Origin of the sequence: Psychrobacter sp. AOP7-B1-24 (assembly GCF_052376215.1) — a bacterium.
Classification (GTDB): domain Bacteria; phylum Pseudomonadota; class Gammaproteobacteria; order Pseudomonadales; family Moraxellaceae; genus Psychrobacter.
In genome coordinates this window covers 1-21,527 of record NZ_JBQSVL010000054.1, presented here as the reverse complement: position 1 = coordinate 21,527, position 21,527 = coordinate 1, and the positions used below count along the sequence as shown (strand labels likewise).

The window sequence follows — 21,527 nt, the reverse complement described above, 5'->3', positions numbered from 1 at the left end:
GGGATCAACTGCTTTGCTCATATAGATATGATTGCATAAGACAGACTTGACCACTTTAAGATAATTGTTAAAAGGTCACACATACTAATGTGCAGATATTATAAGAAAATCACAACCAATAACAAGTCTTTTAACAAGTTATTGGTGTATTCTTCAATGACAATGTAAAGATAACTATGACATTGTCATTCTTAATGGGGTTTTACTTATTCGTCATCATCTTTAGAGTTGAACTTAGAGATGATTTCAGTAGCAACTGATTTTGGAATTTCAGCGTATTTTTGGAATTCCATTGAATAAGTTGCACGGCCTTGTGACATAGAGCGCATTTGTGTGGCATAACCAAACATTTCCGCTAATGGTACTTCAGCACGAATCTGCTTAGTACCACCAGGTAGGTCTTCCATACCCTGTACCAAACCACGACGACGGTTAAGATCGCCCATGATATCACCCATATAGTCTTCAGGTGTTTCAACTTCTACTTTCATCACTGGCTCAAGTAGTGCTGGGTCAGCTGCCATGAAACCTTTTCTAAAGGCCATAGAACCTGCCATTTTGAACGACAATTCATCAGAATCAACATCATGATAAGAACCATCATATAAAGTCGCTTTAACACCAACTACTGGGTAACCAGCAAGTACGCCATTTTTCATGCGTTCTTGGATACCTTTGTCAACAGCACCATGGAATTCTTTTGGTACAGTACCACCAACCACTTCTTCAGCGAATTCGTATTCAGTTTCACCAGCTGGATCAAGTGGCTCAAGACGTAACCAAACATGACCAAACTTACCACGACCACCAGTCTGACGTACAAATTTGCCTTCTTGTTCAACCGTGTTACGAATTGTCTCACGATAAGCAACCTGCGGCGCACCGATATTTGCTTCAACATTGAACTCACGCTTCATACGGTCAACTAGAATCTCTAGATGTAGCTCACCCATACCGCTAATGATAGTCTGACCAGATTCTTCGTCAGTGTGTACACGGAACGATGGATCTTCTTTTGCCAAACGGCCAAGAGCGATAGACATTTTTTCTTGGTCAGCTTTAGTCTTAGGCTCAACAGCTAGACTGATAACTGGATCTGGAAATTCCATACGCTCAAGAGTGATTACATTATCTTCGTCACATAGCGTATCACCAGTAGTCACATCTTTCATACCAACTAGCGCTGCGATATCACCAGTACGAATCTCTGGAAGCTCTTGCTGAGAATCTGCCATCATCTGTACGATACGGCCAACGCGCTCACGCTTCATCTTAACTGGGTTATAAACACTGCTGCCCTGCTTCATTACACCAGAATAAACACGTACGAAGGTTAAGTTACCAACGAACTTATCATTCATGATTTTAAATGCTAGTGCTGAGAAAGGTGCGTCATCTGATGCTTCACGAGAACCTTCGGTTTCGTCTTTGTCATCAAGAATACCTTTAATAGCAGGTACGTCAATTGGTGCAGGTAGATATTGAATAACAGCATCTAACATCTTCTGTACACCTTTGTTCTTAAAGGCAGTACCACAAAGAAGTGGAATGATTGAGTTATCAATGGTTAACTGACGAATAGCAGTGTTGATCTGTTCTACAGACAACTCACCGTTTTCAAGATACTCATTCATGAGCTCTTCATTCGCTTCAGCTGCATTTTCTACTAAAAGCTCACGATATTCGGCAGCTTTTTCTTGTAGTTCAGTTGGAATTTCGCGTTCTTCGTAGTTCATACCTTGAGACGCTTCGTCCCAATAGATTGCTTTCATGCTTACTAAGTCAACAACGCCTTCAAAATCGTCTTCTTTACCAATTGGAATAACCAATGGCACAGGGTTGCCACCCAAACGAGTTTTGATCTGGTCAATAACACGGTAGAAGTCAGCACCAACGCGATCCATTTTGTTTACGAATGCAAGACGTGGGACTTTATATTTGTTCGCCTGACGCCAAACGGTTTCAGACTGTGGCTGAACGCCGCCTACTGCACAGTAAACCATGCAAGCGCCATCAAGAACACGCATAGAACGTTCAACTTCGATCGTGAAGTCAACGTGACCTGGGGTGTCAATGATATTGATACGGTGTTCGTCGAACTGTTTCGCCATACCTGACCAAAAACAAGTCGTTGCTGCTGAGGTGATAGTAATACCACGCTCTTGTTCTTGCTCCATCCAGTCCATGGTAGCTGCGCCATCATGTACTTCGCCAATTTTGTGGCTAACACCGGTATAGAATAAAACACGTTCAGTAGTGGTTGTCTTACCAGCATCGATATGCGCTGAGATACCAATATTGCGATAGCGTTTTAGGGGAGTTTTACGAGCCATAGTTTTTTCCTAGGAAAAGTCGTGTATATAATAATGTGTTGTGTCACTACCTCATACTCTATGACAAAGCGGTCAGCTTCATGACAAAGCAATCAACTTCGTAATATTACTTACTGATTATTAAGCCTAATGTGGACAAAAAAAGAGCAAATACTAAGAATAGTGTGGCATCAAATTTGGGATGCTCCCTATCTAAACAGTATTGATAGAAAAGCATCTAGATAGATGTCTGCCATCCCAATTATGAATAGTATGATCTATCTATAACTGGATACATGGTGGCAGCAATCAATAGAATAAATAACAGTATAAGATTGATTGACATCAGCCAACCAATCTAAAGTTACTATCAAACAGTTGCTTAGAAACGATAGTGAGAGAATGCTTTGTTAGCGTCTGCCATACGGTGAACTTCGTCACGTTTTTTCATAGCGGCACCTTTGCCGTCAGCAGCATCGTTCAATTCACCAGCTAAACGCAAAGCCATTGATTTTTCAGAACGCTTAGCAGCAGCTTCAGCTATCCAACGCATAGCCAAGGCAGTACGACGGGAGGGACGTACTTCCATTGGCACTTGGTAGGTTGCACCACCAACGCGGCGAGCTTTTACTTCTACCATTGGGCGTACATTTTCTAAAACGTCTTCGAAGAAAGAAACTGGATCTTCAACTTTACGTTTTTCGCTTACTGTTTCAAGTGCACCGTAAACGATACGCTCAGCAGTAGATTTTTTACCATCACTCATTACATGGTTGATGAATTTTGCAACAGTTTGGCTACCAAACTTAGGATCCGGTAGGATCTCACGGGCAGCAACGACGCGACGTCTTGGCATAATAAATTTCCTTGTCTTCAGGAGTGTCTGACATTCACAATCTCGCACCAATTATTTATTAGGTGGCGTTATATCGAGTTTGTCAGTCAGCCTTACTGCATGGCGGTATGTTGTAACAGAAAATAAATAATTTGATAATCCTGCTAACACCTGACCCATGCACAGTTAATGTTTGGTACAAAAAAGCTTATCTAATAACATTTAGTTATTAAACTTTAGGCTTCTTAGCACCGTATTTAGAGCGACCTTGCTTACGGTCTTTAACGCCTGCGCAATCCAATGCACCACGAACAGTGTGATAACGTACACCTGGTAGATCTTTTACACGACCACCACGGATAAGAACAACACTGTGCTCTTGTAAGTTATGACCTTCGCCGCCGATATAGCTTGATACTTCATAGCCTGAAGTCAAACGTACACGACATACTTTACGCATGGCTGAGTTAGGTTTTTTAGGAGTGGTAGTATATACACGAGTACATACGCCACGACGTTGTGGGCACGCTTCCAACGCAGGAACTTTTGACTTTTCCTTGATGGTTTTGCGACCTTTACGAATCAATTGGTTAGTTGTTGCCATGAGGCATCCTTCTCCCGTTTGGTATAAAACAAAAAAATGGGTAAATACACCATCTATCTGACATTAACGACAGATTTTCGGAGTACCCATTTTTAGGACAGTATATTATAAAGAGTTGTTGCTGCTATTTCAACCACTTATGAGTGATTGTACTTTACAACATTTAATAGATATGCATTCAGCCTACTGCCATACCATATTATCTATGTTTGGATAGCAACTAGGTAAAAAACAGATCGTTAAATATGGCATAAAAATAGTGAAAGACATGATTAGAATAAGGTAAATACAAAGACAATCTAGTATCAGTAGACGTTAAATGGCGATATTATCTTATTTTTCAAGAGAAGAAAATAATATCGCCAAATTAAGAATAAGTGAGCCAAGCAAGCGCTTACTTATTCTCTTTTTTTTCACTTGCGTTTTGATCAATATCTTTCGCTTGCGCACTATCTTCTTTTATTTGAGTGTCATCATCGTTGATACTTTCACTATCAACATTATCGGCATCTTTTTTTTCATCGCTATTAGCAGTTTTATCTACTTTTTCTTCGCTGCTACTATCATCCGTAATCGCACGATTAGCAAGCTTCGCTTCTGGTGCAAAAGTTGCCTGCGCTACGCCAATGACTTCATCAATTAACTGGCTATTATAGTGCATACCAATAGCCACTGCTGTGACTGGTAAGAATCGGCGTATCCATGATAAATTGATTTGATCTAAATCAATACCAACCTGACTGGCGATATTATCAACTTGCTGAGCGTAAAAATTAACATTTTTGTGTTTTAGACCTAGGTTTTTTAGCTCACTGTGTAAACCACCACTCTGTGCATTGTCCAGCAAGCCTTTACCAATACCGAGACCAGCAAGTAACGCTTGTTTTTCTTGCATTTTTCTCAAGTCGGCATTTGATAACAGCTCATAAGCCATTTTGATGCCTTGGCTACCAGTTAGTGGTTTATTGTAAACAGCTGCCAACTGATAAACCGTGCGCAACGATACCAGTAGTAACCACAACGTATCAGCGAGCAAACCTGGAAGACCTGCTAGACCAGTAAAGCCACCTATCGTAGCGAGTGCTCGGTTTTGGTTAGCAATATCCGTAGCTAATGCATAACGTTCTTCGTCATCCAAACTTTCAATGTTGGCAAAACGATGTTCATCAGGCAAATCAACCTGACTCCAACTGGAGGCAAGTTTTGCTACTTGGGCGAAAGCGCCATCAACAGTCGATTGAAAAAAACTATTCGGTACCACTTTTTTGGCATACTTACCGTAAGTCGCAAAACGTGGCCCTAGTAATTGCTGAGTAGCTTTTAGCGTGTGCTGACGAAATAAATCTTGCTGATAGTCTTCATCGCCCAAGTTAATCGCTTTATATCGACGTGGCTTGCTTGTTTTAGCATTGATACTGTCAATCACCGCGCCCATACGCTCTAAGTTATTGCGAGTCAAAGAGCCAACGGTTTTAATACTTTTAGAAAGAGTGCTACGCTTTGCCATCGTGACGTCCTTAATATGATAATTGACTTTATAATAGTGGGTTTACATTCACAGTTAATACATTATTTTAGCGAAGAGTTAGTACCAATGTCAGTGCGAACAATGTTATCACCATCACACAATTTGTGTCTAAAAGTATAACCCAGTTAAGTCATGACACCATATTCAGCACGATATATTTTAGATACCCATCAAGCAAATCTTAGTATATTTTTATCAGTATTACGCTGACTTTTCTACTCATAACACTGTTTACCCTTTATTTTTAAATAACCTCCAACTGTCAGCGTTGTTTTGTGGTTATTTTGCACTTGTACAAAGATTTTGGGCGCTTGATACGTTATGATATGCCATAATTCACAGTACAGTTGTACTCGGATTTATAAAATACCTTTTAAACAGTACATCTAGACGATACCTATAGACAATGTGTCGTTTAGTTGTGACAGCCATTATAGCTGCAACAGAAGCATTTGACATTCATAAATACGCTTTCTCTAACACACTGTTTTGACACATTATGGTTATGAGGGAGTGCTACGCTTGAAATCAAATAATAGAAGTAAACATTTAAAAACGATTATTAACAGTACTTTAATTATTAGTAGTACTTCATTAGAAATAACTTATTAAAAGTAAACATCAAAAAATCGTTACTCATAAGGAATAGAATATGCGCCGCATTGTTATCACTGGAGCAGGGATTGTCTCTTGTATCGGACATGATTTAGCCACAGTTACTGACTCTTTGAAACAAGGGCAGTCTGGCATTACGCTTAATGACTCTTATGCTGAGCATGAATTCAAGTCACAGGTCAGTGGTAGTATTGATAAATCAGTACTAGATACGTCTGCTATCGACCGTAAGCTCAAAAGATTTTTTAGTGATGCCAGTCTCTATGCTTATGTTAGTGCGTTAGATGCTATCAAACAATCTGGATTGTCGCTTGATGTCATTGGCCAAAACCCACGTGTTGGTGTGGTAGCAAGCTCTGGTGGCGCTTCAACAGAAAACATTGTAAATGCAGTAGATGCCATGCGCGAAAAAGGCTTACGCGGTGTTGGTGCCATGGCAGTGCCTAAAACCATGGGCAGTTCAGTGTCGGCAGCACTAGCAACAGGACTCAAAATACACGGGGTTTCTTACTCTTTGTCCTCTGCTTGTGCAACCTCAACGCATTGTATCGGTCATGCTGCTGAGCTGATTCAGCTAGGCAAAGCGGATGTGGTATTAGCAGGTGGTAGTGAAGCTGAACATTGGACTCAGTCGTGTATGTTTGATGCAATGGGCGCGATGAGTACGCAATATAATGATACGCCTAAACAGTCTTCACGCGCATATGACAAAGACCGTGATGGTTTTGTGATTGCAGCTGGTGGCGCAATGGTGGTCGTCGAGAGCTTGGAGCATGCGCAAGCACGCGGTGCTAACATCCTAGCGGAAATCGTTGGTTATGGTGCCAGCTCTGATGGTGCTGAGATGGTTGCGCCAAGCGGTGAAGGTGCGGTACGCTGTATGCAGCAGGCGTTGGCCGAAGCTGGACTAGACAGCGTTGACTATATTAATACTCACGGTACCAGCACGCCACTAGGTGACATCACTGAGCTCAAAGCAATTGCTAAAGCATTTGGTGATGATGTCCGTAAAGTCCCTGCTATCAGCTCAACCAAATCTATGACTGGTCACAGCTTAGGTGCAGTTGGCGCACACGAATTAATCTATTGCTTACTGATGCTACAAGAAGGCTTTATCGCACCAAGTATTAATATTGAAAACTTAGACCCTGCCGCTGAAGGCTTTGACATCGTCGCTCAAATGCGTGAAACGAAGCTTGAGACACTGATGAGTAACAGCTTTGGTTTTGGTGGCACCAACGCCACGCTAATCATCAAAAAGTTCGACGCGTAACCGATGTACGTAGAAAATAACAAGACTACTGAGCAGACAGATTCTGCCCTATCGCCAGCTACTAATCCTAGCTGGCGTTTTGGTGATCTGCCTGCCGCAGAATTAATGCCATATATACAGCGCTATCTACTAGCACAAGAGTCTAAAGCAAACTGGCAGCTGGTTTGGCTAAACAATGATGGACAGCCTGTTATTGGCTTACTCCCTAAAGTGAGCTGGTCTGTCTATTTTAATACTGCTAACCATCAATTACCTGATGCACAACAAGCTGCTTATCAAGTCATTCGCCATTGCCGTGATGTTGAAAGAACTAACGATTCTGATAACGCTAATGCCACAACGACGGCCTATATGAGCTACGCTGATTGGCAAGATGCGTTGATACAGTATAGCGACGCTTATGATAGAACATCGATAACTAATCTCACTGAAAATCCTAACTATCATCATGGTCTCATAGGGTTTATCGGTTATGACATTGCAGCTCATGAGCTAAGTCCAACTGCCAACATCGAACTCGCAGCACAGCCTTGTGCAGTATTGGGTCATTACGATATTTACCTGACACCTAAAGAAAACAGCAAAACTGGTTGGCAGTTAACCGTCAACTCCACTACTAACCATTCAGACAAAACCACTAATGATGAGTTGAGTAATAAAGCTGTCATAGCGCTTATCTCATATCTAGACGGACTAGACAAAGAACTGTCTGATAAGTTTATCGATGACGATTGCCTTGAATCATCAGAACCTGCTCCTTTAATATTACAAGCACGATGGAGCAAGCCTGATTATCAACAAGCATTTGACCGCACTCAAGACTACCTACGACAAGGCGACTGCTATCAAATCAATCTAACGCAAGAATGGCGTGGTCAGCTCTCTCATAAAACAAGTAATAGCCAATCAACATCCAGTCTGATTGATTATCTGCCTATGCTATATCGTAATACGCAGGCGCCCTTTGCAGGATACCTGTTGGTTAGTGGCATGAATGACCGTACAAATACTCCTAATATATCCACAAATTCTTTTGAACTGTTGAGCTGCTCACCCGAGCTGTTTTTCACCTTCAAAAAAGATACCAACGCAGGTAAGCACCACATCATTACTAAACCTATTAAAGGTACGATGCCTCGTGGTGCAACAACTGAACAAGATAACGGCTATAAAAATCAACTCAATGACAGTAAAAAAGATCGTGCTGAGAATGTGATGATTGTTGATTTGCTTCGTAATGATTTGGGTAAATACGCCAAAATTGGTAGCGTAAAAGTACCAAAGCTATTTACTATTGAAAGCTTTAGCAATGTACATCACATGGTCAGCACCATCACCGCTGAGCTAAAGGAAGATGCTCATCCATTGGCAGTATTGTTTGGCAGTTTACCCGCAGGATCTATTACTGGTACACCCAAAAAACGTGCCGTTGAGATTATATCCGAATTAGAGACCACACCGCGCGGCGCGTATTGTGGCACCATGGGTTATATGAATTTTGATGGCAGCGGTCAATGGAATGTACTGATTCGTACACTGCAAGCCAACACTTCATCACATAGTGATTTGGAGAAAGACAAACAAGTCAGCTTATGGGCTGGCGGTGGTATCACTATCGCCTCTAACTGCGATGCTGAATACCAAGAGTGTTTGGATAAAGTGGGTAATTTGCTATCAGTGCTTGCCCAAGAAAGTCTGAGCAAATAGAATTATAGTCAGAGAACTATTAAATGGCTACAGCGTTACCCTCCCTAAATGTACTACTTGTACAATCTTCGGTCGGCTGCCTTGTATCCACTTTAGACTTCTCTGACTATAGACATAGTTTTAAGAAGCCCATAAAAATAAAGCCTGCTCAACACACTGTTGGCAGGCTTTTTATTAGACCGTGTTGAATGTGTTAAGGGCCTCTATTAAAGACATATTGCTCGATACATGACATCCGTTCGTAGTACATATTTAACACCTGATATCACTGGCGCACCTTCATGGAACTGTTGATGTGCAAACAATAATGCTTGGCCTTTTTTCGGTGTAACAATATAGTTAGGTGTATCGTTATTATACCAACCACCTTGCCATTGATAAAATTTTGTCTCACCACCTTCGAAATCGTCATTCAAATAAAATAATAGCGTTAAGAAGCTTTTATGAAACTTATCTTGCTCATAAGCACCATCAAAGTGTGGTTTGAACGTTTGGCCTTCGCCATAACGATAGTAACGAAAACGCTCATTCAGCCCAGACAACTCCCATAGACCCTCATCCCATGTTTTTGGTAAATAACACGCCACTTGGTCAAAGAGATTTTTTGCTAAGTCAGCATCATCAAATATGATACGATCATTATTTCGGACGCTCGTATCTGTTCGAAACTGATCATTGCCGACCGTAATTTGTGCTTGCTCATACTGCTGCATTTCACTTTTTTCGATGAGTTGCTCGCAGTAAAGATCATTAAAAATATTATCAATAGTACAAATCAATGGTCGATTACGAATCACATTCAAATTTTTCACTTAAGTACTCATAGCTCGCAGCGCAGTCAGTGCACTGATCAAACGCTCATGCTGCTCTGCTGTACCAATGGTAATACGCAAGTACTCATTGATTCGCGGCTTATCAAAATGACGAACGATGATTCCTTGCTCACGTAACGCACTGGCCACAGCATTGGCATCACCATCATTTGGACGGGCAAATACAAAATTGGCGTGTGACGGCAGCACTTGATAATCCAAGGCTATTAGCTCCGCTGTTAGTGACTCACGCAGGTCAATAACTTGCTGACGCGTTTGCTCAAAATATTCAACATCTAAGACACTGGCAGTCGCACCCGCTTGTGCTAACTTATCCAACGGATAGCTATTAAAGCTGTTTTTCATACGCGTCAGTGCTTCAATCAATGACGCATTACCGAAGGCCATACCGACGCGCAATCCAGCCAGCGAGCGTGACTTAGAAAAAGTCTGTGTGACCAATAGATTATCAAACTCATTGATAAGGCTAATGGCAGATACTGAACCTTCTTCAGTCTGAGCAAAATCGATGTAAGCTTCATCAATAACGATGACGGCGTTGGAATGCTCATTAGCCAGTTTTTTGATATCAGCAAGCGACATCAACAACCCTGTAGGTGCGTTTGGATTAGCGATGATAATACCACTACAAGGCTGACGATACGCGTCTGGGCTGATACTAAAATCAGCTTCTAGCGCAATCTGTACTAGCTCGATGCCAAAGGTGTGCGCGTATACAGGATAGAAGCTATAGCTAATATCAGGTGCTAAAACAGGGCGCTCTTTTAGGAAAAAGCTGGCAAATGCTAACGCTAATACCTCATCGGAACCATTGCCCACAAACACTTGATTGGTATCAAGATGATAAAAGTCAGCCAATGCTTTTCGCAAATCGTCAGATTCAGGCGCTGGATACAAACGCAAGTCATCCGCCTGCTTTGTCAATACTTTAGCGATCGCCTGTCCTACTTTTGGAGAAGGTGGAAACGGATTTTCATTGGTGTTTAGTTTGCATAAATTGTCGTGTTGCGGCTGTTCGCCTGGTGTATAAGGCGACAAATTACGTGCTTTAGATGACCAAAGTCTGGTGTCTGTCTTTAGTTCACTCATAAGTTATCCTACTATTAGCCACAAAGATTATTAAAAATAGAGATAAAAACAAATATTACAGTTTGCAAAGTCTATTACTGATAACGATAGCGCGCTGAACGAGCATGGGCGTCTAAATCTTCACGTTGTGCTAAGATATCTGCTGTTTTGGCCAGTGGCTTACTACCACTCTCGCTACAATAAATGATTGATGACTTTTTCTGAAAATCATACACCCCAAGTGGTGAAGAGAACCTCGCCGTTCCTGATGTCGGTAATACATGATTTGGTCCTGCACAATAATCACCAATGGCCTCTGGTGTATGGCGACCCATAAAAATAGCTCCCGCATGACGTATACTATCCAATAAAGCATCTGGCTCGTCAACAGACAGCTCTAAATGCTCTGGGGCCACGCGATTGATAACAGCCATTCCTTCGGCACGGTCTTTGACTAAGATAAGCGCACCACGATTTTGTAGCGAATCACGAGCGATATCAGCCTTTGGCAACTCTGCCAATGCTTTGTCGATTTCAGCGGCAACTTCAGCTAGCTGCTGTTCACTAGTCGTCACAAAAATGGCTTGGGCAATACTATCATGCTCTGCTTGTGATAACAGATCCATAGCCAACCAATCAGCACGATCTTGCGCCTCGCCTTCTGCATAGACCAATACTTCAGATGGGCCTGCGATCATGTCAATGCCCACTTGCCCAAACACTGCTCGTTTTGCAGCAGCCACATATTTGTTACCAGGCCCTGTTATTTTATCAACAGCAGGAATCGTTTTTGTACCGTAAGCCAATGCGGCCACAGCTTGTGCGCCGCCAATAGTAAAGACTCGATCTACTTTTGCTAAATGAGCTGCAGCCAATACCAGTGGATTTAGTATGCCTTTCGGTGCTGGTACTACCATGATGACTTCGGCAACGCCAGCTACTTTAGCAGGAATCGCATTCATCAATACCGATGACGGATACGATGCTAGGCCACCTGGCACATAAATACCCACACGATCAAGTGGTGTGACTTTTTGACCAAGACGGTTGCCTAGCTCATCTTCATATTGCCACGTCTCTTGTATTTGACGCTCATGAAATGTCTGTACCCGTGTAGCCGCAGTGGTGAGAGCTTCACGTACATCATCATCCAAGTTTTCAAATGCTTCAGCCAATACTTCTTTAGACAACTCTAACGACTCCATCGTGGTCGCTGGATGCTGATCGAATTGCTGCGTCAATGCTAATACCACACTATCACCATCATGGCGCACTTGCGCGATGATATCATCAACAGTTTTCAACAAATCGGCATCATTGACAGTTTCAAATGCAAGTAACTCTGTCAATTGACTATCAAAATCGGCATCTTGGGTACTTAATTGGCGCATGACTTAATCCTATATCTGAGCATAAAATGCGGCTAAAAATTAACGATGCAAAAATAAAGTATATTCAACATTTATCATCACTTTAATGACTGACGTACTCACGAGTATACTGAATTTTTATATGCTAACAAGCAAACACAACAAAACCAGTTTAGCATGCTATGTCTACCATAGAGCACTAAACTGGTTTAAAAAATTGTATAACCATGCTTAATATTACCAATAGATACTGGCTTATGAAGCACTAGCAATACTATTCTTAAAGCTGTCTAAAATCGGTTCAAGTAGCGAAAACTTGCGTTTATAACTGACTTGATTGACGATAAGGCGAGATGAGACATCACAAATGTGATCACGCGCCTCTAGACCATTGGCGCGTAAAGTATTACCAGTATCGACAACATCGACAATTAAGTCACCTAAACCGACTAACGGAGCAAGCTCCATCGATCCATATAGTTTAATCACATCCACTTGCTGACCCTGACTGGCAAAATAAGCACGTGCCACATTGACATATTTAGTCGCAATACGTAGGCGACGATTCGGTAATACGACATCTTTGACACCAGCAGTCATCAGCTTACACTGAGCAATCTGCAAATCTAGCAGCTCATACACATGATTGGCACCATGTTCAAGCAGCACGTCTTTACCCGCCACACCAAAATCTGCCGCACCATGCTCCACGTAAGTTGGCACGTCGCTGGCACGTAAGATCAATACACGAACATTGGGGTTTGAAGTTGGAAAAATCAGCTTGCGCGAAGCTTCAGGGGCTTCTAGCAGCTCCACACCAGCTGCACGTAGCAATGGCATGGTTTCCTCTAAAATACGACCTTTTGATAAGGCCAATGTTAACCCTGAAAACTCATCATTCACTTCATTTAATATACCGCTAGATGGTAATGCTTTGGTAGCTTCAGTCATAATGACATCGTGTCCATGTACAGTTGGCACCCTCATTAAGAGGATTTTTAAATTTTATAACGCTAAACGTTTTGTTTTATAATATCACTAATAAAAACAACTCACACCATGGGAATGAATCAGGCAATATTAATCATTAGTATTAATACGTTCAATATTCACACCAAGCGCACGCAGTTTGTTTTCCACGTCTTCGTAGCCACGGTCGATATGATAAATACGGTCGATTAAGCTTTCGCCTTCTGCCGTCGCTGCTGCCATAACCAATGACATAGAAGCGCGTAAATCCGTTGCCATGACTGGCGCAGCAGTAAAGTTTTCAACACCTTTTACCACAGCGGTATGACCATCTACTTGAATTGAAGCGCCTAAACGATTGAGCTCAGGGACATGCATGTAACGATTTTCAAAAATATTTTCGATAAACGTACTGGTACCATCGGCAAGACAACTAATCGCCATCAACTGTGCTTGCATATCGGTCGGAAAGCCTGGATGCGGTTGAGTACGAATATCCACTGCCTTGGGACGTCCACTCATTTGCGCACGAATCCAGTCTTCACCAGTAGTAATCACAGCCCCCATATCTTCAAACTTTTCTAATACTGGGGTTAATAGTAGTGCAGAGGTCTTCTTAGCCAACACATCACCACGAGTCATTAATGCACCAGCAAGATAAGATCCTGTCTCAATACGATCGGGCACGACTGAATACTCACAGCCATGCAAGCGTTCAACCCCTTCAATGATCATGGTCGCTGTACCAATACCGCTAATTTTCGCGCCCATACCAACCAGCATATTGGCCAAATCAACCACTTCGGGCTCTAGTGCACAGTTACCCAAAACGGTGGTGCCTTTAGCAAGTGCTGCGGCCATGATGACGTTTTCGGTACCACCAACAGTCACCATATCAAATGAGAATTTACAGCCAATCAGTTTGCCACCTTTTGGCGCTTGCGCTTTTACGTAGCCGTTTTCCACACTAATCTCAGCACCCATTGCCTCAAATGCTTTTAAATGTTGGTCAACAGGACGTGAGCCAATAGCACAACCACCTGGTAACGACACTTCTGCCTCACCAAAACGTGCCAGTAATGGGCCTAATACTAAAATAGAGGCACGCATGGTTTTGACCAAATCATACGGGGCGTAAAAGTTATCGATGCTTTTGGTATCGCAGATGACAGTGTCGCCCTGTTTTTCGATATTGATACCCATGCCAGCGATCAACTTAATCAACGTTCGCACATCTTGCAATGACGGCACGTTGTGCAGTGTCGTTGGGGTTTCTGCTAATATCATCGCGGCCAATAATGGCAAAGCGGCATTTTTGGCACCAGAGATAGTGACTTCCCCTGCGATACGACTACTACCTGTGATTAAGAACTGATCCATAAAAGTGACAACCTAGCTGTAAGTATAGAAAATTAGAGAGATATATTCCAAGGGAAAAGACATAGATAGCTAGCCTTTTTGCTGAGTTTCCCATTCAGCAGGTGTCAATGCTTGGATATTAAGCGCATGAATATCACCACTAGCAATTTTGTCGTTTACTAACGCATAAATCGCTTGTTGACGTTGTACGGTACGTTTGCCCTCAAAACTGGTATCAACCACGCGCACATCGAACTTATTGCCTTGATTTGCCGCTTGAATAAAAGCGTCTGGAAAGTGAGTCTGTAAAAATGCAATCAAATCATCAGCGTTCATGCTCATAAAGTATCCTGTCTTATATAAATAGGTTTTATTTGAATAGCAACATTATAACAAGAGTTTGAGCATCTTACAGCACTGTCTGTGCATAAGCGCACATGACATATACATATCATCAATTTTACATAAAATAGATTTATAGAGCTATAATCAGAGAACGAACTATTTCAGCTCTTTATCTAGATAGGTCAGCACTTGTGAGCGCACATCATTCAGCCAGCGCAATGGTGGTGCCATCGCACCGATACTGGTCGCATGACTGGCACCTTCTATTTCACTGACTTCTACTCTCGCACCATAATCTTTTAGCGCTTTTGTCATATTGATCGTATTTACGTCATAAACAATCTTATCATTCTCAGCGGTCAACAATAGATAAGACGGCTGCTCACCTTTTAACTGTCTGTCAGGCATGACTTGGTCAGGAGTCGCATCAGCAGGAAAAGCAGTGGCACTATCAAACTGTCTAAAATCATAACTATAAGGACCTGCGATACCAACTACCGCTTTAATATCACTTGGTTTTATGCCATAAGGTGCTAAAAAATCCTCATTAGACACAGCTGCTACTGCATTAAATGCGCCCGATGATTGTCCCATGACAGCCATACGCTTAGGATCTACATGTAAGCTTTTAGCATTGTCATAGCTCCATGCAATCGCTCTTGCTGTGTCTTCTACATAGTCAGGATATGGGTGTTCAGGTGCTTTACGATGATTAATCACTGCAGTTACATAGCCTGCTCGTGCCAGACTTTTACCCACAAAAGCATATTGCTCTTTGGTACCATTTTCCCACGAGCCACCATAGACAAACACAACCATAGGATACGTATCTTCAATCACGTTTTGTGCTTTGATTGCTTGGGTCAAAGGTTTGGGGTAATAAATATCCAAGTCTTGTAAAGGCTCATCACCATAGAGAATATCTTTACTAACGCCCACACCACCACTTGAGGTAATGCCATTGACGATCGTTAGCGGTGATATAGCTTGTACATTTTGTGTGGCTAATGCGATACCACCTATGGCCAGTGCTGCAGTTAGACCTAGGCTTGTGAATGTTGATGCTTGTTTATTTTGCTTATTAATATTACTTTTTATGCCGTTACTTTTTATGCCATTACTTCTTATGCTTTGTTGTGAACCTTTAACCAAATCCTTCATTGCCAGCATCCCTATTATATTTATAAACAATTATGAGCATTACGATCGCCTACTGAACAAATACCGCTTGTATCTTACTGGCTGTTCGTTTGCCTATTGCCTATATTTTAATGGCTCGCTCAGGATTTATCGTGTTTTTCCTGTTAGTGCTGTTTAGTCTTCTTGTCATTCAAGCCATACCGATGAATAGCCACTGTTTATCGGTATACTCTATAAATAGAGGCTGTTTTTATTACTGAACTTGATACTGATCTTTATACAGATCAATATAAGGGCTAGATGATGGCTGCTCGCCTGTTACACCTTCCTCTGTGACTATAACAGGCGTTGTTGCCTCGGTAATGGTTGAATCACTGACAGCTGACTCATTAGATCTAGCTGAATTAGAGCTAACTGGACTTGGATTAGCGGTAGCAACTTCTTTGACGACTGGTACTGAAGCTGGATCAGCCAAAGTGCTATCAGACATAATATCGTCTTCGTTTATCTGTACGCCACTATCATCAACGACTGTCGTCAATAATACTAACTCTGTCACACCAACCGTACTATTGGCAATATCAATAAGGTTGCTCTGCTGAGTCGGTGTCATACGCCCCATGATATAAACCACGCCATCATTAGTCACCACCTTAACTTGTGAGGTCTTAACACCATTATTAGCAACTACCTTTGCCAGCAGTTTTGAAGTGATATAACCGTCATGAACGGTTGAGCTATACCCCCTTGAGACACTAACATTCAGCTCATTATAGACGCGACGCACATCAGGCATAGAACTGACAACTTTTTCGACTTCAGCTTTGATTGCTTCAGTCGGCACTTCGCCTGTCAACAGTACTTCACTATTAAAGCTATCAATGCTCATACGGCTGGTTTGTTGCAGGTCTTCTTGTAAGCCATAAACATTGATTTTGGCGGTATGCTCAATACTCCGATCCAGTAGACGCTGCGGAATGGTACGCTCTGTCATCGGAACTCCATAGGTACCTTCTGTACTATTGGTCAAATAATTAGTGGTACAGCCAGTGGTAATGATACTAGCCATGAGCACCGTGCCAATGGTAATACGGCGTGATGAGCTAAAAATAGCGGTACGTAGATGCATCCGTGTCATGATTTACCTCTTAGAACATGATTGTGACGATTATATAAATTTAATGGATTGAACAATTTCGATCTAGCGGCTTTTAACATAGCTGCTTACAATAACTTTTAATACCGCTACTTATAACATAGCTACTTTACTTAATTTTTGCTGACAGAGGTTAGGTTTTTGGTAACGCCAGTTTGATAATAAATGCTGTGCGATACTAAAAATAGTAGCCCTTACCTACTATTACCATGCATTTGCCATGAAAGCGCCTTGAAGCCACTCTGGCTGATGGTCTGCCTGTGGTACTTTTTTTGGCGTTTTACCAACCGTATTATAGGCAATGACATCGAACCGGCACTCATAATTACTGTATTCAGGATACTGTTGCAAAAAATAGCGAGCAGCTTTAATCACTTTACGTTGTTTGCTGGCCGTCACACTCAACACAGCATCACCAAATCCTGATTGTTTACGCTGGCGTACTTCGATAAATACCAGTATCGGCCACGCTAATCCTTTCTCCATCATGACTAAATCCAGCTCACCTACTTTTGGCTGCTGCCAATTTTGGACAATTAACCTTAACCCTTGCGCCTGTAAAAACTCACAAGCCTGCTGCTCAAACAGACTGCCTTGACGCTGTTTGGGTGAAGTAAGCGTTAACGGTTTATGGTTCGCCATAATGTCACTTGGTCGGGTTAACATTTCAGAATTATCATAGCACAACATGATAAACTAACCACTTTTGCACGCCTAGCGATATCATCGATAGATATTTAAACGCTCACTATTTAACTGAAAAATAAATAGACGATGACTATATGGGAACTGTGCCTTATTCTTTTTAATGATCCGAGGTTTTCATGTCTACCCCTACCGCGATACCACCTTGTCTATATATCGTTGCCACGCCAATTGGTAATCTCAGCGACATGACGCCGCATGCGATTGATGTTTTAAAGCAGGTCGCCATCATCGCCTGCGAAGATACCCGCACCTCAGGCAAGCTATTGTCACACTTCGGTATTGATACCAAAGGCAGTGCTTCAGACGATACGGAAACCACCGAAAAGCAAAAAGGTCACAATAAACTGTGGGCCTATCATGAGCACAATAGTGCCATCCAAACACCGAAGATTATTGAGATGATTCAGCAAGGTCACTCGGTTGCTTTGATTAGTGATGCTGGCACGCCACTGGTCAGCGATCCTGGCTATCAATTGGTACAAGCGGCACATGCTGCTGGTGTTACTGTTTCACCTGTCGTCGGAGCATCAGCTGCTATTGCTGCGCTGTCAGTCGCAGGATTACCATCAGATCGTTTTAGCTTTATTGGGTTTTTACCCGCAAAAACACATGGTCGTCAAAAACAGCTAACCGCTTTACACTCACATACTGAGACGTTGATATTTTATGAAGCACCGCATCGTATTATCGCCAGCTTAGAAGACATGGCAACAATATTTGGGGCAGATCGCGAAGTGACGTTTTGCCGTGAGCTGACCAAAACGTTTGAGACGGTACATAAAAGCACACTTGGGAAGTTGGTTGAGTTTGTCAAAGCCGATGACAATCAACAGCGCGGTGAGATTGTCGTGGTCGTCGCTGGCGTGAATATGGCTCAGAATTCAGACGACATCAGTATCCATGATAAATTACTGCAAAGATTGTTAGAAGATTTATCGGTAAAAAAGGCTGCCGCATTAGGTGCTGATATCACCGGTGTAAAAAAGAATGCGCTATATCAGCGCCTACTTGAGCTACAGTCAAAATAGCTTATCACTATAGTGATTTGGCTATATAAAAAATATACTTTTAGATATCAATGAAGGAGCAGTAAGCAATGTACGATGTAATGGCTATAGGGAATGCATTGGTTGATCACGAATATGTACTGTCTGATGCAGCATTAGAAGAAACGGAGCTAACCAAAGGGCATATGACGTTGGCTGGTATCGAAGAGCAACAACAATTATTGGCGTATTTTAAGCTAGCCAACATTGCACCATCAAAACAAGCTGGCGGTGGCTCCGCAGCTAATGCAATGTATACTTTCGCCAGTTTAGGTGGTAAGCCTTTTTATGCTTGCCGTGTTGGTGATGACCACCAAGGTAGTTTTTACCTAAAGGACTTGCTAGAAGCTGGCGTAACAACTTCAGAGAAATCTATTCATGCTGGTGGTGTGACTGGCTCCTGTGTGGTCGCGGTCACTGAAGATGGCGAACGCACCATGCAGACCTATCTCGGTACCTCAAGCGACATCACTGCTGATAATGTTGAGTTTGAAGCACTGACACAAGCAGATTGGCTATATATAGAAGGCTATTTAGCCATGTCTGAGAGCATCCAACCAGCAATGACACGGTTACGTCAACAAGCCGGTATTCATAATACAAAAATTGCGGTAAGTTTTGCTGATCCTGCAGTAGTCCAGTTTGCCAAAGATGGCTTGCTCAATATACTGGGCAACAAAGTTGCGGTGATATTTTGTAATAGTGAAGAAGCTAAGTTATTTACGGAAAAGAAACAAATTAAAGCGGCAACACGTACTCTGCTTGACTATTGTCACACAGCAGTTGTGACTGATGGCCCTAATGGGGCGACTATCGCCCATAAGCCCGATGACAAATCAGAGATTGAAATCTATGAAGTCGCCACGCCTGCTGTCGCCAATGTCATAGACACCAATGGCGCAGGTGATAACTACTCAGGTGCATTTTTATATGCCTTATCACAGCATTATAGCTTGCCAGAATGTGGACGACTTGCTGGAGAAGTGGCAGCACAAGTGATACAACAGTTTGGACCACGCCTCGTCTCACAAGACTATAAAGATATTGCACACCGTGTACTATTTGCTTAGTAATTAAACCAATAACTGATGAGATGGCCTAGCATTTATTTTACGAAAAAGCCCATATCGAATTCGATATGGGCTTTTTATCTCATTCATTTAGATGGACTATCGACTGAAGTGAGGACACGCCCTAAGCTAAAGCCAATGCTTGATCTAAATCTGCTTTAATGTCTTCGATATGTTCGATACCAATCGACAGTCGTACCATATCAGCACTAACCCCAGCGTTTTCCAGTTCTTGTTCGTTTAACTGACGATGGGTGGTGGTCGCTGGGTGACAAGCCAATGATTTGGCATCACCGATATTAACCAAACGCGTGATCAATTGCAGCGCATCGATAAAGCGAGCACCCGCTTCCAAGCCACCCTTAACTCCAAAGGTCAAAATAGCAGATGGTGTGCCTTTCATGTACTTCTTAGCAAGCTCATGCTCAGGATGATCAGGCAATCCTGCATATTTCACCCAAGCAACTTTATCATGGTCACGTAGATATTCTGCAACGGCTTGGGCGTTCTGTACATGGCGCTCCATACGCAGACTCAATGTCTCCATACCCTGCAAAATACCAAAGGCATTCAACGGGCTAAGTGCCGCGCCTGTATTACGCAGTGGTGCCACACGAGCACGAGCGATAAACGCTGCTTCACCCACATCCTTAACAAAGTTTACGCCATGATAGCTTTGATCGGGCGTGTTCAATAATGGGAAACGCTCAGGATGGTCGCCCCAAGGAAATTTCCCACTATCGACAATCGCGCCACCAATCGAAGTACCTGTACCACTCATATATTTGGTCAACGAATGAATGACAATATCCGCACCAAACTCAAACGGACGACATAGCGCAGGCGTCGCAACCGTACTATCAATCACGACTGGCACACCATACTCGTGTGCGATATCACTTAATGCTTGAATATCTACGATGTTACCCAATGGGTTACCGATACTTTCGGCAAAGACCATTTTAGTCTTATCATCGATTAAATCACGAATCGCCTCAGGGTTTTTGTGATCGAAGAAGCGTACTTCGATACCTTGACGCGGCAACGCATGAGCAAATAAATTATAAGTTCCACCATACAAGGTCGATACAGCAACGATATTATCGCCCGCTTCACAAATAGTCTGAATAGCATACGTGATGGCAGCCATACCAGAAGCTACGGCAAGCGCACCGATACCACCTTCAAGCGCTGCGACGCGCTCTTCTAACACAGCATTGGTCGGGTTCATGATACGAGTATAGATGTTGCCTGCGACTTTTAGATCAAATAAATCCGCGCCATGTTGAGTGTTATCAAAGGCATACGAACTGGTATGATAAATAGGTACTGCGACCGCTTTAGTCGTTGGCTCAACACTATAGCCAGCATGGATCGCTAAGGTTTCGAGACGTTGAGGGGTCTCTGATTTTTGGGCTGCTTGTTCATCACTCATTATATATTCCTTTATTTCGATAAAAGTTATTAATCAACAAATTATTAATCAACAATCTGCCACTGAAAATTCAGCTAAAAAACAATCTACCAAATCATAGCAATAAAAAAAGCCGAATTCATTAGAACTCAGCTTTTTAATTACAAATAACTTT

Annotated in this window: 18 protein-coding genes; 4 read left to right on the top strand and 14 right to left on the bottom strand. The window is 42.3% G+C overall.

Features of this window, described 5'->3' with window-relative positions; translation table 11 throughout:
- Nucleotides 1–206: 206 nt before the first annotated feature.
- The 4 genes from fusA to ACT3QP_RS10725 form a co-directional block, all read right to left on the bottom strand.
- Nucleotides 207–2,333 carry an elongation factor G gene (fusA, locus tag ACT3QP_RS10740; protein ID WP_444525496.1) on the bottom strand — a complete coding sequence of 709 codons (2,127 nt, stop codon included), beginning with the start codon at nucleotides 2,331–2,333 and terminating at the stop codon, nucleotides 207–209.
- Nucleotides 2,334–2,694: 361 nt separating this feature from the next.
- A complete protein-coding gene (gene rpsG / locus ACT3QP_RS10735) occupies nucleotides 2,695–3,168 on the bottom strand; it encodes a 30S ribosomal protein S7 (RefSeq protein WP_192520600.1) in 474 nt (157 codons plus the stop codon).
- 208 nt (nucleotides 3,169–3,376) lie between these two features.
- The gene (gene rpsL / locus ACT3QP_RS10730; protein ID WP_011281154.1) at nucleotides 3,377–3,751 is read right to left on the bottom strand and encodes a 30S ribosomal protein S12; all 375 of its coding nucleotides are present in this window, start codon (nucleotides 3,749–3,751) and stop codon (nucleotides 3,377–3,379) included.
- A 394-nt stretch (nucleotides 3,752–4,145) separates the two neighbouring features.
- The gene (locus ACT3QP_RS10725) at nucleotides 4,146–5,258 is read right to left on the bottom strand and encodes an EcsC family protein (RefSeq protein WP_444525495.1); all 1,113 of its coding nucleotides are present in this window, start codon (nucleotides 5,256–5,258) and stop codon (nucleotides 4,146–4,148) included.
- A gap of 673 nt (nucleotides 5,259–5,931) precedes the next feature.
- Here ACT3QP_RS10725 and ACT3QP_RS10720 point away from each other — a divergent pair.
- The gene (locus ACT3QP_RS10720; protein WP_444525494.1) at nucleotides 5,932–7,167 is read left to right on the top strand and encodes a beta-ketoacyl-ACP synthase II; all 1,236 of its coding nucleotides are present in this window, start codon (nucleotides 5,932–5,934) and stop codon (nucleotides 7,165–7,167) included.
- A 3-nt stretch (nucleotides 7,168–7,170) separates the two neighbouring features.
- Entirely contained in the window at nucleotides 7,171–8,874 is a 1,704-nt protein-coding gene (locus tag ACT3QP_RS10715; protein ID WP_444525493.1) for an anthranilate synthase component I family protein, read from the top strand.
- A 206-nt stretch (nucleotides 8,875–9,080) separates the two neighbouring features.
- Here the strand turns inward: ACT3QP_RS10715 and ACT3QP_RS10710 are convergent, their stop codons facing one another.
- From ACT3QP_RS10710 to ACT3QP_RS10670, 9 genes are all read right to left on the bottom strand, one after another.
- Nucleotides 9,081–9,686 (bottom strand): prolyl hydroxylase family protein, encoded by a 606-nt coding sequence (locus ACT3QP_RS10710; RefSeq protein WP_444525492.1) that lies wholly within the window; start codon nucleotides 9,684–9,686, stop codon nucleotides 9,081–9,083.
- A complete protein-coding gene (gene hisC / locus ACT3QP_RS10705) occupies nucleotides 9,687–10,796 on the bottom strand; it encodes a histidinol-phosphate transaminase (RefSeq protein WP_444525491.1) in 1,110 nt (369 codons plus the stop codon). It abuts the gene before it with no gap.
- Nucleotides 10,797–10,870: 74 nt separating this feature from the next.
- Nucleotides 10,871–12,166 (bottom strand): histidinol dehydrogenase, encoded by a 1,296-nt coding sequence (hisD, locus tag ACT3QP_RS10700; RefSeq protein ID WP_444525490.1) that lies wholly within the window; start codon nucleotides 12,164–12,166, stop codon nucleotides 10,871–10,873.
- A gap of 234 nt (nucleotides 12,167–12,400) precedes the next feature.
- Nucleotides 12,401–13,096: an ATP phosphoribosyltransferase gene (gene hisG / locus ACT3QP_RS10695; protein ID WP_444525489.1), complete on the bottom strand. Its 696-nt coding sequence runs from the start codon at nucleotides 13,094–13,096 to the stop codon at nucleotides 12,401–12,403.
- Between the two features lie 129 nt (nucleotides 13,097–13,225).
- On the bottom strand, nucleotides 13,226–14,494 hold the full coding sequence (gene murA / locus ACT3QP_RS10690) for a UDP-N-acetylglucosamine 1-carboxyvinyltransferase (RefSeq protein WP_444525488.1): 1,269 nt from the start codon (nucleotides 14,492–14,494) through the stop codon (nucleotides 13,226–13,228).
- Nucleotides 14,495–14,563: 69 nt separating this feature from the next.
- The gene (locus tag ACT3QP_RS10685) at nucleotides 14,564–14,809 is read right to left on the bottom strand and encodes a BolA family protein (protein ID WP_444525497.1); all 246 of its coding nucleotides are present in this window, start codon (nucleotides 14,807–14,809) and stop codon (nucleotides 14,564–14,566) included.
- A 165-nt stretch (nucleotides 14,810–14,974) separates the two neighbouring features.
- Nucleotides 14,975–15,979 (bottom strand): alpha/beta hydrolase, encoded by a 1,005-nt coding sequence (locus tag ACT3QP_RS10680; protein ID WP_444525487.1) that lies wholly within the window; start codon nucleotides 15,977–15,979, stop codon nucleotides 14,975–14,977.
- Nucleotides 15,980–16,211: 232 nt separating this feature from the next.
- On the bottom strand, nucleotides 16,212–17,096 hold the full coding sequence (locus tag ACT3QP_RS10675) for a BON domain-containing protein (protein ID WP_444525486.1): 885 nt from the start codon (nucleotides 17,094–17,096) through the stop codon (nucleotides 16,212–16,214).
- A gap of 222 nt (nucleotides 17,097–17,318) precedes the next feature.
- Nucleotides 17,319–17,804, bottom strand: a complete 486-nt coding sequence (locus ACT3QP_RS10670) for a YraN family protein (RefSeq protein ID WP_444525485.1) — start codon at nucleotides 17,802–17,804, stop codon at nucleotides 17,319–17,321.
- A gap of 134 nt (nucleotides 17,805–17,938) precedes the next feature.
- Here ACT3QP_RS10670 and rsmI point away from each other — a divergent pair, with 134 nt between their 5' ends.
- Together rsmI and ACT3QP_RS10660 are read left to right on the top strand one after the other, a co-directional pair.
- Complete coding sequence (gene rsmI, locus ACT3QP_RS10665; RefSeq protein ID WP_444525484.1) at nucleotides 17,939–18,850, top strand: 16S rRNA (cytidine(1402)-2'-O)-methyltransferase; 912 nt, start codon at nucleotides 17,939–17,941, stop codon at nucleotides 18,848–18,850.
- Between the two features lie 68 nt (nucleotides 18,851–18,918).
- Nucleotides 18,919–19,938 (top strand): adenosine kinase, encoded by a 1,020-nt coding sequence (locus tag ACT3QP_RS10660; RefSeq protein ID WP_444525483.1) that lies wholly within the window; start codon nucleotides 18,919–18,921, stop codon nucleotides 19,936–19,938.
- A 124-nt stretch (nucleotides 19,939–20,062) separates the two neighbouring features.
- On the opposite strand, the gene ACT3QP_RS10655 is transcribed toward ACT3QP_RS10660, so the two are convergent.
- Nucleotides 20,063–21,373, bottom strand: a complete 1,311-nt coding sequence (locus tag ACT3QP_RS10655; protein WP_444525482.1) for an O-acetylhomoserine aminocarboxypropyltransferase/cysteine synthase family protein — start codon at nucleotides 21,371–21,373, stop codon at nucleotides 20,063–20,065.
- Nucleotides 21,374–21,527 lie beyond the last annotated feature (154 nt).